The following is a 13,956-nucleotide window of genomic DNA, read 5'->3' as shown; positions in this document are numbered from 1 at the left end:
GCGCGGCCCCCCGCCCAACGGCCCGCCCCCGGGCCCCCCCCCACCCGGACCAACCGCATCGACCCGCCCCCCCCCCCGCCGCCCCACCCCGCGGCAGGGGGCCGCCCGTTCACGCACCAACGGGCGGCCCGCTGTGACGCAGAGCGGCCTCACGCCGAAGGCGGTCGGCCACAAGCGGTCGGCCGGAGACGGTCGGCCACCGACGGTGGGCCGGAGACGGTGGACCGAAGACCCTGGGCCAACGGCCGAACAGCGCGGAGCAGCAGCTCAGTTGACCGGCGTGTACTTGTACCCGACCCGGCGCACCGTCACGATCGAGTCCCGGTAGGCGGGGCCGAGCTTGCGGCGCAGCCGGGCGACGTGCACGTCGACCGTGCGACCGTCCCCGACGTGGCCGTAGCCCCAGACCGCCGAGACCAGGTGGTCCCGGGTGTGCACCCGCTGCGGGTGCTCGGTGAGGTGGGCAAGCAGCTCGAACTCCAGGTAGGTGAGGTCGAGCAGCCGCCCGTCGACGTAGGCGTTGCGGCGCTCGGCGTCGACGGCGATGCCGCGTCCGGCGGGCCGGACCGGACGGACGGCGGCCGGTGCGGCGCCCGTCCCCGCAAGACCCGAACCCGCAAGGCCCGATCCGGCGCCACCCGGCAGCGTGCCCGGCGTGGCGTGCCCGGCCAGTCCGAGCGGACCGGCCGCCGGGCTCTCGGCCGGTACCAGCACCAGGTAGCCGACCATCGGGTGGCCGGCGGGCGCGCCGGTCTGCGCACCGTACTGGGCGAGCAGGCCCTGCGGCAGCACTCCCTGCGGCAGGGCGGCGACGACGGCCGCGCCCTCCGGCAGTGCGGCGAGCAGCGACGCGGGGGCCGGCGGTGCGACCGCCCCGGACTGGGGCGGGACCGACGGGCCGGAGGGCACGGCGGAGGGAACGACGGAAGAAACAACGGAGACGGGCGGGACGGAGACCGGGGGAACGGAGCGGACCGCGCGCAGGTGCGGGGTCGCGACGGGCAGGGGCAGGGTGGCCGTGGAGGAGGAAGACATGGTGTGCCGCTCATTTCGCGCGTGACGGACGGGGTGGAGTCGTCTGCGCGTCGACCGGGCGTACTGCCGGAGCTGGACCGGGGGACCGGGTTCAGCGGGCGGAGGGCCGGGACGCGCTGGGCGAACCCGGACACGTCTGATCGAACAGGTGTGGCTGCCGGGACGGCCAGAACGGTTCGAGGGAGTTGCTGGGGCGAACGGTGTTCACTGGTGGTCTCTCCGCGGGGCGGGGCCGGATCGGTCGGCCGCGGGCGCTCCTGACGTGCGGTCCGCTACGGCCTGGTCGACGGGGTCGGTGGTGCGTCGGGCGGCGGCCGGGTGCAGGCCTGGGGTGCCGGGGACGTACCGGGGTGGAGGAGGCCGGTCAGCGACAACAGGCGCTGCAGATCAGCGCGTGGTCGATGTAGCGGCGGACGGTGAGCACCGGCATGACGGGGCCGGGCACGGCGGTGATGCGTCGCTTGCCGACGGTCATCCCTGCTGCCCTCCCCCTTCGTCCTGCCTCGTCGCGCTCCACGCGCTTGCGCTTCGTTGCGCTTCGTTGCCCGCGCGGCGACACACCCATGATCCGGTGCGCGCCGGGACGGCTTACGTCCACAGAGCCTTCCACGCCCGAGCCTGTCTAGGCAACCTTCCGCGCACCGTTCGTCCGACATGTGGACCACCGAATGAGACGTCGGGTGCACGAAGCGCCCCTGACCAGGACCGATCCCACGGAGCCTCAGGTCCGGGCCGCAGCCCGCCGACGGAGCTCGGCGGCGTGCTCGACCAGCGCCACGAGCAGTCCCTTGCCGTCCTCCCGCAGCCGGGCGTCGCACAGGACCACCGGGATGCCCGGGTCGAGGTCCAGCGCGTCCCGGACCTCCTCCGGGGCGAACCGCTCGGTGCCGTCGAAGCAGTTGACCGCGACCAGGAACGGGATGCCGCGCTGCTCGAAGAAGTCGACCGAGGGGAAGCAGTCGGCCAGCCGCCGGGTGTCCGCGAGCACCACGGCGCCGAGCGCGCCACGCGCCAGCTCGTCCCAGACGAACCAGAACCGGTCCTGCCCGGGCGTCCCGAACAGGTAGAGCGCGAGGCCGGGCCGCAGGTCGATCCGGCCGAAGTCCATCGCCACCGTGGTGGTCCGCTTGGCCTCCACGCCCGAGGTGTCGTCCACCGGGCGGCCCAGTTCGCTGAGTTCCTCCTCGGTGCGCAGCGGCCGGATCTCGCTGACCGACCCGACCAGGGTGGTCTTGCCCGCGCCGAACCCGCCCGCCACCAGGATCTTCACCGCGGCGGCCGGACCGCCGCGCCAGCGCGGGTCATCGGCGCTCCCGGCAGGCTTCGCGGCGGTGCTCGGCGGGGTGGGGTCAGAGCGCACGGAGTCCATTGATCACGTCTCGCAGCAGGCGCTCGTCCGGCAGCTCGGCGAGCGGAACGGGTCGGGTGACGCTGATCAGGTCGGCGTCGTAGAGGTCGCCGAGCAGGACGCGCACGACGCTGACCGGCAGGTCGGTGTAGGAGCCGAGCTCGGCGACGGACAGCGGCTCGTGGCGGCACCAGGCCAGCAGGGTCTGGTGCTCCGGGTCGAGGACGTGCGCGGGCACGGCCCCCGCGTCCGGCCCGGGCTCCTTGGCGGTGACCAGCGAGATCAGGTCGAACAGCCCCTCCTCGACCGGCCGGGTGCGGCCCCTGGTCATCGAGTAGAGCCGCACCACCGGTCCGGCCTCGTCGTCGAACCACCGGTCGTCGACCGGGGTGCGGGGCCGGAACAGGTCGACCTCGGGTCCGCCCGGGGTGTCCTGCTCCGGCCCCGCACCGTCGGTGGCCGGGCCGTCCGGCTCCGTGCCTTCCGGGGCCGTGCCCGCCGGCTCCGCGCCCTCCGGGGTCACCGAGCCGTCCGCCATCGGATCCGCCATCGGACCGCTCAGCCCCTCGGCGCGGCGGTTTCGGTGCGCGGCTCGGCGGCCATGTGCTCGCCGACCCGCTTGACCAGCAGGGCCATCTCGTAGGCGATCTGGCCGATGTCCGCCTCGGCCTCGCTCAGCACGGCCAGACAACTGCCGTCGCCCGCAGCCGTGATGAAAAGGAACGCCTCGTCCAGCTCCACCATGGTCTGCCGGACCCCGCCGACCTTGAAGTGCCCGCCGGCCCCCTTGGCCAGGCTGTGGAACCCGGCCGCGACCGCGGCGAGGTGCTCGGCGTCCTCGCGGTCGAGGTCGCGCGAGGCGCCGGTGGCCAGCCCGTCGCTGGAGAGGATCACCGCGTAGCGCAGGGCCGCGACCCGGCCCACCAGGTCGTCCAGGAGCCAGTTGAGGTCCCCGGACGGCTGCGTCGAAGTGGTCATGAATCAGTTCCTTCCGCTGGAGCGGGTGGTGCGGGTACTACGAGGGCTGCGGATCCTGCGGTCCTGAGGGTGCAGCGGGTCCTGCGGCCGTAGCGGGCACTGCCGGTGTTACGGGTCCTGCGGGTACGACGGTTCCTGCCGGTGCTACGGGTCCTGCCGGTGTGGCGGGCACTGCCGGTGCTACGGGCACTGAAGGTGTCACTGGTGGTACGGCCGGGACGGCCGCAGGGTTCCGCCGCACCGGCTGGCCCGGCGGGATCCGACGGGCGAGCGGCGCCCGGGCGGCGTCCCCGGGCGGGAGTGCGGGCAGCGCCGCCGGGGCGGGCGCCGGGCTGATCGCCAGCCGGGAGGTGTCCGGCGGCTGCCAGCGCGGTACGGCGACGGGCCGGGCACCCGACGCGGCCGTACGGTCCGCCGGGGCGGTGGTGCCGCGGCCGCGGGTGAAGCCGCGCTGGAACGAGGCGAAGGTGGCCCTGGCCTCCTCCGGCGAGCGTTCCCTGACCTCCGCGGCCCGGTCGGCCTCCCCTGTATCGGCGGCCTCCGCCGACGGTCCACCGGCCCGGCCCGCGGCCCCGGGTTCCCCGCGGAGGCGGTCCTTCGCCAGTTCCTTGAGCTGCGGAGCGAGGTTCGCCTGCCGGACCCGACGGGGCAGCCCGCCGGGCGTCCGGGGCGCGGCGTCGGCCCCAGCCGCGGCGACGGGGGCGGCGCCCCCGAACACGGCGTCCACCGGCGCGGCGTCCGCGGGCACGGCGTCCACCGGCGCGGCATCCACGGGCACGGCGTCCACCAGGGCGGGCACCGCGGCGACCGTGGCTTGCGCCGCGTCCCGCCGGTGCCGTCCCGTGCCCGTCCCGGTCTCGACGTCCGAGGCCGGCGCGGGCACCAGCACCGGACCGCCCTTGGTCCGTGCCGCCCGGCGCGGCAACCCGTTGGCCGTAAGCCCGGTCTCGGGCACGGACGGCCGCGGTCCGCCGGTCACCCGGTGCCGCCCGCCCGTGCCCCCGGCGGGCACCGGACCGGCAGACCCGCCCGGGTACGGATCCGTGGACGGCGACGTGGACATGGACGTGGACGAATCCGCGAACGGAGACGCGCCCGCGGACGGGCCCGCGGCGCCGCCGGAGGCCGGGTCGGGCACCGCGACCAGGTCACGCCGCCCGGCCGTACGCCCGGCCGCCCGGCCCACCGGCCGTCGTCCTCCACCCGTGACACCGCCGGCACCGCCCCCGGCCGCGGGCGGCTCCGGCAATCCGTCCGGTGCCTCCGCCAGCAGCTCGCGCGGGATCAGCACCACCGCCGTCGTCCCCCCGTACGGGGACGGCCGCAGGTGGACCCGGATGCCGTGCCGCCGGGCGAGCCGGCTGACCACGAACAGCCCCAGCCGGTCGGTGTCGGCGAGGTCGAACTCCTGCTCCTCGGTGATGCGTTCGTTGATCTCGGCGAGCAGCTGCTCGCTCAGCCCGAGTCCGCGGTCGTCGATCTCCAGCGCGAAGCCGTGCGCCACCACCTCGCCCTGAACGGTGACTTGGGTGGTCGGCGGGGAGAACACGGCCGCGTTCTCCACCAGTTCGGCGATCAGGTGGGTGACGTCGGCGACGGCGCTGCCGAGCAGGCCGGTGCCGGGGAACGGCCGGACGGTCACCCGGGCGTAGTCCTCGACCTCACCGACCGCCGCGCGGACCACGTCCACCATCCGGACCGGCTTGCGCCAGGCGCGTCCGGGTGAGCCGCCGGCCAGGATGATCAGGCCCTCGGCGTGGCGGCGCATGCGGGTGGTGAGGTGGTCGACCTTGAAGAGGTCCTCCAGCTCCGCCGGGTCCTCGGTGCGGCGCTCCATGGTGTCCAGCAGGGTGAGCTGCCGGTGCAGCAGCACCTGGCTGCGCCGGGCCAGGTTGACGAACACCGCCGCGACGCCGCGGCGCAGTTCGGCCTGCTCGACGGCGGCCTCCACGGCGGCCCGCTGGACCGCGTTGATGGCCTGGCCGACCTGTCCGATCTCGGCCTGGCCGAAGCGCAGTTCGGGTGCCTCGACGGCGACGTCCACCGGCTCGCCGCGGCGCAGCCGGAGCATGACGGACGGCAGTCGGGTGCTGGCGAGCTCATTGGCCGCGTTGCGCAGGTTGATCAGCTCGCGGGCCAGGCCGCGCCCGATCCGGAAGGAGATCATCACCGACAGCACGACGGCGACCAGGCCGATCGCGCCGGCGATGCCGCCGCGCCACAGCGCCGCGATCGCGGCCGAGCGCCCGCGCTCGTCCATCCCTGCGGTGATCCGGGAGTTGATCGAGGAGAGGTCGCCGAGCGAGCGGTCGGCGGTCTCCCGCCAGTTGTCGCCGTTGAGGGCCTGGACCACCCGGTCGGGGCCGCCGGCGCCGACGAAGTCCGCCTCGGCCCGGGCCAGCGCGCCCCAGGCCTCGCCGCCGCGCAGCGCGATGTAGTCGGCCTGGTCGGCGGGTTCCAGCTCGGCGATGTAGACGGTGAACAGGGCCTGCTGGTTGTGCAGGGCGTCCAGCGCGGCCTGGTACTGCTCGGCGGTGGGCCGGGCCGCGCCGGTGCGCAGGCCCTCCATCGCCGCGTCCTCCTGGGAGAGGTACTCGCGGGCGCGCACCAGCTCGATCAGGATGGTGCCCTGGCGCGGGAGTTGGCCGCTCTGCCGGGCGACGTACGCGGACCGGAAGCCGAAGACGGGGCGGATCAGGTCGCTGTACTGTCCGAGGGCGAATTCCCAGTTGAGCGCCAGTCGACCGACCTGGGCGCGGAGCGGGCCGAGCTGGTCGGCCGCGGCGATGATCTGCAGCAGGCGGGCCCGCTGGCCGGTGGAGAGCCGGTCGCCGGCGGCGTCCTTCTTCTGGCGCAGCACCGCGAGGCTGTGGTCGGTGGCCGTCCGCGCGTGCTCGAAGCCGTCCCGGGCGACCGGCGAGTTCGGGTCGGCCAGGTGCTGGACGGCGGCGCGGCGCTCGTTCTGCAGGTCGCCGGTGTACTGGTCCACCGCCGCCCCGTAGTCCTTGTACGCACTGCTGATCGACAGCTGGCTCCAGGCGTCCCCGGTGGCGGCGAGCGTCGCGTACGCCCACAGGGCGACGAGCGCGACGATGGGCACCAGGAGCAGCGCGATGATCTTCGCGCGGATCGAGCTGCTGCGCAGACGCATGGAGTCCTCGGTCGGGGAAGTGCCAGGCGCGGACGGGGAGCGGTTCGGAGGGCTTCCGGGGTACTGGTGGGACGGCAGGCTTGACGGCAGGCTGGACGGCGGGCGGGGCGGTACTCGGGGAGTCCTGGACAGGGAGCTGCGGGGGCTCCCGGCCACGGGTCTGCGAGACTCTACTACGCCCTGACCACACGTTCGAGGGTCGAACCGATCCGCTTCTTCGCCTTGCCCCGGACACGTCAGGGGACGGCCGCGATCCACCCCGCTCCACCCCGAGCCGGACCCGGCCCCTCCTCCCCGGCCCGTCGCCGTGCCGTCACCGACGACTCCCACTCGGCTCCCGGGGCACCCCCGGGGCACCCACCGCCGCCTCCGCGACTCCTCCCCAACTGCGACACCATCCGTGCTGACCGGTGTCGATCTCGTCGCGTCACCGTCACAACCCTGGGCAGTGACAGGCCGATCCGATAGTTTCGCACCACCCCGCACGACCGGGCGCCGCCATCCCGGTGCCCGTGCGCCGGGGCCGACGGACAGCGCCGCGAGACGCGAACTGGGGAGGACTGTGCGCGAGTTCACCACCCCCGCCCCGGCCGGGCCCGAGGCCACCGGAGGACTCGCCGACTCCTTGTACGACACCGCCGAACGCCGCCCCGACCTGGTGCAACTGTCCCGGCGGACCGGCGACGGACGTTGGCAGGACGTCACCGCACGGGAGTTCCGGGACGACGTCCTCGCCCTCGCCAAGGGCCTGCTGACCCGCGGCGTGCGCTACGGCGACCGGGTCGCCCTGATGTCCCGCACGCGATACGAGTGGACGCTGTTCGACTACGCACTCTGGTCGATCGGTGCGATCACCGTCCCGGTCTACCCCACCGCCGCGCCCGAGCAGGTCCGCTGGATCCTCGCCGAGACCCAGGCGGTGGCCTGCCTGGTCGAGGACGAGGACGCCGCGATGACCGTCGGCGCGGTCTGCGACGCCCTGCCCGACCTGACCGGGATCTGGCAGCTGGACCGCGACTGCGTCGCCGCGATCACCGAGGACGGCATGGGCGTCCCCGACGCCCTGGTGCACCGCCAGCGGCTCGGCGTCACCGCCGCCAACATCGCCACCGTGGTCTACACCTCGGGCACCACCGGACGCCCCAAGGGCTGCCTGATCAGCCACGCCAACCTGGCCGCCGAGGCCGACTCGCTGCTCGCCGGCTGGGGCGAGGTGCTGCGCGACACCGGCGGTGGCGGCCAGCCCGCCACCCTGCTCTTCCTACCGCTGGCGCACGTCTACGGACGGGCGGTGCAGATCGCGGCGATCCGCGGCGGCTTCCGGATCGGGCACGTCCCCGAGGTCTCCACCGACGCGCTGCTGCCCGCCCTGGCGAGCTTCCGGCCGACCTTCCTGCACGCCGTCCCGTACGTCTTCGAGAAGATCTTCCAGCGGGCCAGGCGCGCCGCCGAGGAGGCCGGGCGCGGCGAACTCTTCGAGCAGGCCCGGCAGGTGGCCGTCGACTGGGCGGCCGCCCGGGAGCAGAAGGCCTTCGGCCGCGGACCCGGCCCCGGTACGGCCCTGCGGCTGCGCCACCTGGCCTACGAGCGGACCGTCTACCCGAAGCTGCGCGCCGTGCTCGGCGGGCGGGTGCGCACCGTGATGTGCGGAGGCTCCTCGCTGCGGCGGGACCTGGGCCTGTTCTTCACCGGCGCCGGGCTCCAGTTCTACGAGGGCTACGGCCTCACCGAGACCAGCGCGGCGATCACCGCCAACCCGGCCGGCCGGCAGAAGCTCGGCACCGTCGGACAGCCGGTGCCGGGCGCCTCGGTGGCCATCGCGGACGACGGCGAGGTGTGGGTGCGCGGCGGCTCGGTCTTCGGCGGCTACCTCAACCACCCGCAGTGCACGGCGGAATCACTGGTCGACGGCTGGTTCGGGACGGGCGACCTGGGCCGGCTGGACGAGGACGGCTACCTCACCATCACCGGCCGCAAGAAGGACCTGATCGTCACCAGCAGCGGCAAGAACCTCGCCCCGACGGCACTGGAGGAACGGGTCGAGGCGCACCCGCTGGTCTCCCAGTGCCTGGTGGTCGGCGACGACCGGCCGTACGTGGCGGCGCTGATCACCCTCGACCCGGCCGCGCTGGCGCACTGGCTCAAGACCCGCGGACGGGAGCAACTGGACGCCTGGGCGGTGCTGGCGGACGAGCAGCTGCACGTCGAGGTCCAGCGCGCGGTGGCGGCGGCGAACACCGCCGTCTCGCGGGCCGAGTCGATCCGCGCGTTCCGCCTGCTGCCACGGGAGTTCAGCCTGGAGCAGGGACTGCTGACCCCCTCACTCAAGCTGCGGCGGACGGCGATCGCGGAGTACTACTCGACGGACATCGAGGAGCTGTACCTCTCCTGAGCCGGGCCTGACCTCCGTCCGAACCATGCCGTCGGGCAGGTCTTCTGACGTACCGTCTTGTCCCCTTTCGGGACGGATCGTTCGCGCTGCGGTTCACCTGCCGTTCCCTTGACGGGTGGATTGGTCCAGTCCATTGTTGCTCTTCGGTCCGAGTGCGGCGCACCTGCACCACCCGCTCCCGCCCCTCCGGGAGCGCCCCGGTTCCACGGTCCAGATTCCCGTTCCGCGCCCTCCCCACGGGCGTGCCCCCACCTGCTGGAGTCCTCACGTGTCGATGTCCACGCGCCTGTCCGCGCTGGCCGCCTCCGTCGCGCTGCTCACCGCCTTCGCCGTCCCGGCGGCCTCCGCCTCCCCGACGGCCTCCCCGACGGCCTCCCCCGCGACCCCCGTCTCCCCCGCCGGCGGCGCGGGCGCCACGACCGTCAACCTGGCCACCAACCCCGGCTTCGAACTGCCCTCCCCCGCCCTCGCCGACTGGGGCAGCATCCCCGGCTGGAGCTGCACCGGCGGCCCGGCCGAGGCGGCCGTCACCACCTCCGGCGCACACTCCGGCACCTCGGCGCTCACCGTCACCCCGGCGAACGACGACTCCACCGGCGAGTGCGCGCAGACCGTCGCCGTCCAGCCCGGCACCACCTACACCGCCTCGGCCTGGGTGCGCGGCAACTTCGTCTACCTGGGCGCCACCGGCACCGGCCGGGACGTCGCCCCCGCCTGGACCGAGACCACCTCCGGCGGCTGGCAGCAGCTGACCACCCGCTTCACCACCGGCCCGAACACCCACAGCATCCGGCTGTACGTGCACGGCTGGTACCAGCAGGGCCCGTTCTCGGTGGACGACGTACGGGTCGACGGCCCGGCGCCCGCCCCGGCGGTGGCGGCCGGCTCGATCCCGACCACCGACAAGGTCGTCTTCTTCACCGTGGACGACGGCTGGCAGCGCACCCCCGAGGCGGAACGCTTCATCGCCGACCACCACCTGCCGATCACGGCCTTCCCGCTGCCGATGCCGGCCGGCACCGACCCGGACTTCTTCAAGCGGGTCACCGCCGTGCCCGGCTCCTCCGTGCAGGACCACAGCGTCTCGCACTCCGACCTGAGCAAACTCCCCCTGGAGCAGCAGCAGGTGGAGATCTGCGACGCGCGCGACGCGATGACCCGGCTGTTCGGCACCGCGCCCGTGGTGTTCCGCCCGCCGTTCTTCGCCTGGAACGCCGACACCCTGCAGGCCGCCGCGAACTGCGGCATCCGCACCGTGCTGACCGCCGACGCCGACTACAGCTGGGGCGCCTCCAACATCTGGCACCCGGGCCCGCTCCAGCCGGGCGACGTGATCCTGATGCACTGGACCGACACCCTCGCCACCGACCTGCCCCGCGCCCTCGCCGCCGCCGACGCCGCGGGCCTCAAGCCGGCCGGGCTGATCGACTACCTGCGCTGACCGGCCCGCCCCGGGCGGCGAACGGATGACAGCCGACGCATGACAGCCGACAGATTTCAGATGATGAAATCTGTCAGCTGTTATCTGTCATCTGTTCTCTGTCATCTGTTACCCGTCATCCCTTCGCGGTCGTCCCGTCGCTGCCACCGTCGGCCCCACCCCCTCTCCCCGCGCACGCTCCACGGTGATCACGCCTATTGACACGGCATCCACGGCCCACGTCTCATGGGGGTGTGCAGCGCGGCGTCGGCCACAGAGAAGTGGGCCGGCCGGCAGTCGGGCCAGCACCTTGCACGCAAAGGGACGATGCGCGATGAGTACCTTCTCCGCTGCCCTGATCTGACCCAGGCGGCCACCACGGTGTCCGCCCGTTCGTCGCGTGATGCCGTGTGTGGCCGCGCCCCCTCACTCGCAGGAGACTTCACCACACACATGCCCATGTCCTTCAACCTGAATGTCATCGAGGAGTTCCGCGCCAACGACGGCCGGGTCGGCGGTCCGTTCGAGGGCGGCGACCTGCTGTTGCTGACCACCACCGGGGCGCACTCCGGCCGGCCGCACACCGTACCGCTCGGGTACGTCCGGTCCGAGGGGCTGCTCCTGGTCATCGCCTCGGCGGCCGGCGCGCCGGAACACCCGCAGTGGTACCGCAATCTGCTGGCCCACCCCGTGGTCAGGGTCGAGCTCGGCACCGAGACCTTCGACGCGATCGCGGTACCCGCCGAAGGCCCGCGCCGGGAGCGACTGTTCGCCGCCGTCGTCCGCCGGGCACCCGGGTACGGCGACTACCAGGCCCACACCGAGCGGGAGTTGCCGGTGGTCGTCCTGGAGCGCCCCGAAGCGCCGCCGGGCCACCCGCGCGACGTCCGCAGCCTGGCCGACAAGCTGCTGGAGGCGCACAGCTGGCTGCGGGCCCAACTGCGCCACGTCCGGGCCGAGGCCCAAGCCCACTCCCCCGGCCGCCCGGCCGGGCTCGGGCTGCAACTGCGCCAGCACTGCCTGGCGTTCTGCGAGGGGCTGACGCGCCACCACACCGGCGAGGACTCCGCGATCTTCCCCGCCCTCGCGCGCAGCCACCCCGAACTCGCCGGAGTGCTGGAGCGGCTCGGTGAGCAGCACCGGGCGATCGGACGGATCAAGGAGGAGCTGCTGGCGCTGCTGGCCGGGATCGAGGTCACGGATCCGGATCAGCTCCGCTCCGAACTGGACCGGATGTCAGCTGAGTTGGAGGCTCACCTCGCCCACGAGGAGGCGGAGCTGCTGCCCGCTCTCGCCGGGATCCCCTTCCCGCCGGTGCGGCCGGACCCCGGCACCGGGCGCTGACGCGGCGGTGCCGCCGTCCCTTCCCAGGACCTGGGAGGGGACGGCGGCACCGGCGTCACACCGTCAGCCCACCGGGATGGCGACCCGACGGGACGGCGGAGCGGCAGAGCGGCAGAGCGGCAGAGCGGCAGAGCGCGGACGCTCAGGACTGGCTGAACACCGGGAGGTAGCCGTTGGCCTGGCCGGCCGAGTTGGGGTGGTAGCTCTCGTCGATCGGCAGGGTGGTGCTGTGCAGCCAGGTGTCCTGCGAGCCGCAGATCTCGTGGCCGGAGAAGGCGTCACGCACGTCGCCGAAGGTGAAGCCGGCGTTGGCGACCTCCTTGGCGATCACGCCGTCCAGGGTGTCGGCGGCCTCGTTGATGGCGGCACGCTTGGTGTCGCCGATGCCGAAGAGGCAGTAGCCGCCGATCTGGTAGAGGTGCGGGTAGCCCATCACCACGACGTGGGCGTTCGGGGCCTTGGCACTGATGGCGTTGTACACCTGGTCCAGCTGGCCGGGCAGGGTGTTGGTCGCGTAGCTCTCGGCCGTGCTGACGGCGTTGAGGCAGTCGCTGTCCGAGCCCAGCACGCAGGTCTTCATGGTGCTGGAGAAGCCCGCGTCGTTGCCGCCGACCGAGAGGCTGACCAGCGTGGTGCCGCTGTTCAGCGCGGAGATCTGGCTGTTGAGGATGTCACCGGTTCTCGCGCCCGAGCAGGCGACGAAGGAGAAGGAGGCCGGGGAGTTCGCGTTCGTCCAGAGCTCGGCGTACGCGTTGGCGCTGCGCTTGCAGCTGCCGCTGTCGCCCAGGTAGTTGCCGGCACCGACGCCGGCCGAGTAGGAGTCGCCGAGGGCGACGTAGTTCACGCCGGCCGCGTTGGCGGCTGACGCCGTGAAGAGCGTCGTCATGGTGAGGGCCGCCGCGATCGCGGCGACGGAGAGGGCACGGGCAGGGCGGAGCATCGCACCTCCAGGTATGACGCGGGTCACAGAAAGGGATACCAAGCGGTAATCGAACACGGAAGCGTTCATGCCAAAGACATTGACGGGCAGTCTGCTGGCGTGGAAGTGAACTGCCGCGCGCGCAAGGTCAGTTCACGCCGACCGCCACCCCGGGCGCCGGCGCACCCGCGGACACGCGGACCCGCACAGGCGGACGCGCGCTCCGGCACGGAACAACGCGCCGGTGCCCGCCGGCCGTGGCCGCCCGGCACCGGCGTACTCGACGCCGCTTCGCTCAGGAGCGGCTGAACACCGGGAGGTAACCCCCGGACTGGCCGGCCGAGTTCGGGTGGTAGCTCTCGTCGATCGGCAGCGTGGTGCTGTGCAGCCAGGTGCTCTGCGAGCCGCAGATCTCGTGCTCGGCGAAGGCGCTGCGCACGTCGCCGAAGGTGAAGCCTGCGTTGGCGACCCGCTTGGCGATCACGCCGTCCAACGTGTCGGCCGCACCGTTGATGGCGGCACGCTTGGTGTCACCGATGCCGAAGATGCAGTCGCCGCCGACCTTGTACAGGTGCGGGTAGCCCATCACCACGACGTGGGCCTTCGGAGCCTTGGCCTTGATGGCGGAGTACACCCGGTCCAGCTGGCCGGGCAGGGTGTTGGTCGCGTAGCTCTTCGCCGTGTTGACGGCGTTGAGGCAGTCGCTGTCCGAGCCCAGCACGCAGGTCTTCATCGTGTCGGCGAAGCCCGCGTCGTTGCCGCCGATCGACAGGCTGACCAGCGTGGTGCCGGTGTTCAGCGCGGAGACCTGACTGTTGAGCACATCGCCGGTTCTCGCCCCCGAACAGGCCACGAAGGAGAAGGAGGACGGCTTGTTCGTGTTCTTCCACAGGTACGCGTACGCATTGGTGCTGCGCTTGCAGCTACCACTGTCGCTCAGGTAGCTACCGGCACCGACGCCGGCCGAGTACGAGTCCCCGAGGGCGACGTAGTTGACACCCGCCGCGTTGGCGGCTGACGCCGCGAAGAGCGTCGTCATGGTGAGACCGGCCGCAATGGCGGCGACGGACAGGGCACGAGCAGGGCGGAGCATGGCACCTCCTGATATGACGCGGGTCACAGAAGGGATACCAGGCGGTAGCCCGGCACGGAAGCGCTCATGCCAAGGACATTGACGGGCCGTCTGATAGCGCAAACGTGAACTACCACCGACCGAGCGTGAGTTCGCCCAGGTGGGTGTGGGTGTACGTCGACGCGCGTCGGTCATCGCGTGTAGACAAAAAACTTCCGAGAAGTCAGCTCGCCGTCAGCCACCGGTCAGGCTGCGGCCGCCGGTGCGTCGGTTCCGCGCCCGCCGCCGGGCAGCCCT

Annotated in this window: 10 protein-coding genes; 3 read left to right on the top strand and 7 right to left on the bottom strand. The window is 73.1% G+C overall.

From position 1 onward, the window contains the following. Positions 1 to 267: 267 nt before the first annotated feature. The 5 genes from ACFWXO_RS00815 to ACFWXO_RS00795 all read right to left on the bottom strand — a co-directional run bounded on the left by ACFWXO_RS00815 (position 268) and on the right by ACFWXO_RS00795 (position 6,512). Positions 268 to 1,035: a winged helix-turn-helix domain-containing protein gene (locus tag ACFWXO_RS00815; RefSeq protein WP_380521091.1), complete on the bottom strand. Its 768-nt coding sequence runs from the start codon at positions 1,033 to 1,035 to the stop codon at positions 268 to 270. Positions 1,036 to 1,756: 721 nt separating this feature from the next. Further along, positions 1,757 to 2,404 carry an ATP/GTP-binding protein gene (locus ACFWXO_RS00810; protein WP_380404130.1) on the bottom strand — a complete coding sequence of 216 codons (648 nt, stop codon included), beginning with the start codon at positions 2,402 to 2,404 and terminating at the stop codon, positions 1,757 to 1,759. Next, complete coding sequence (locus ACFWXO_RS00805; protein WP_380521089.1) at positions 2,385 to 2,933, bottom strand: DUF742 domain-containing protein; 549 nt, start codon at positions 2,931 to 2,933, stop codon at positions 2,385 to 2,387. The genes ACFWXO_RS00810 and ACFWXO_RS00805 overlap by 20 nt, the downstream gene beginning before the upstream one ends. Positions 2,934 to 2,941: 8 nt before the next feature. Then, positions 2,942 to 3,361, bottom strand: a complete 420-nt coding sequence (locus tag ACFWXO_RS00800) for a roadblock/LC7 domain-containing protein (RefSeq protein WP_375891400.1) — start codon at positions 3,359 to 3,361, stop codon at positions 2,942 to 2,944. 37 nt (positions 3,362 to 3,398) lie between these two features. Next, positions 3,399 to 6,512, bottom strand: coding sequence for a nitrate- and nitrite sensing domain-containing protein (locus tag ACFWXO_RS00795; RefSeq protein ID WP_380521085.1), 3,114 nt, complete (start codon positions 6,510 to 6,512; stop codon positions 3,399 to 3,401). A 562-nt stretch (positions 6,513 to 7,074) separates the two neighbouring features. Between ACFWXO_RS00795 and ACFWXO_RS00790 the strand changes: the two genes are divergently transcribed. The 3 genes from ACFWXO_RS00790 to ACFWXO_RS00780 all read left to right on the top strand — a co-directional run bounded on the left by ACFWXO_RS00790 (position 7,075) and on the right by ACFWXO_RS00780 (position 11,668). Further along, positions 7,075 to 8,904 (top strand): AMP-dependent synthetase/ligase, encoded by a 1,830-nt coding sequence (locus tag ACFWXO_RS00790; RefSeq protein WP_380521083.1) that lies wholly within the window; start codon positions 7,075 to 7,077, stop codon positions 8,902 to 8,904. Positions 8,905 to 9,178: 274 nt separating this feature from the next. Further along, positions 9,179 to 10,345 (top strand): polysaccharide deacetylase family protein, encoded by a 1,167-nt coding sequence (locus ACFWXO_RS00785; protein WP_380521144.1) that lies wholly within the window; start codon positions 9,179 to 9,181, stop codon positions 10,343 to 10,345. A gap of 432 nt (positions 10,346 to 10,777) precedes the next feature. After that, positions 10,778 to 11,668 (top strand): nitroreductase/quinone reductase family protein, encoded by an 891-nt coding sequence (locus ACFWXO_RS00780; protein WP_380521080.1) that lies wholly within the window; start codon positions 10,778 to 10,780, stop codon positions 11,666 to 11,668. A 142-nt stretch (positions 11,669 to 11,810) separates the two neighbouring features. Here ACFWXO_RS00780 and ACFWXO_RS00775 read toward each other — a convergent pair whose 3' ends face one another. Both ACFWXO_RS00775 and ACFWXO_RS00770 read right to left on the bottom strand, forming a co-directional pair. Then, complete coding sequence (locus ACFWXO_RS00775) at positions 11,811 to 12,608, bottom strand: SGNH/GDSL hydrolase family protein (protein ID WP_380521077.1); 798 nt, start codon at positions 12,606 to 12,608, stop codon at positions 11,811 to 11,813. Positions 12,609 to 12,882: 274 nt separating this feature from the next. After that, positions 12,883 to 13,680 (bottom strand): SGNH/GDSL hydrolase family protein, encoded by a 798-nt coding sequence (locus ACFWXO_RS00770; protein WP_380521075.1) that lies wholly within the window; start codon positions 13,678 to 13,680, stop codon positions 12,883 to 12,885. Between the last annotated feature and the right edge of the window lie 276 nt (positions 13,681 to 13,956).

This window comes from Kitasatospora sp. NPDC059088, from assembly GCF_042738155.1.
GTDB lineage: Bacteria > Actinomycetota > Actinomycetes > Streptomycetales > Streptomycetaceae > Kitasatospora.
The sequence above is the reverse complement of the archived record's forward strand: the minus strand, read 5'-3'. Positions and strand labels throughout refer to the sequence as shown.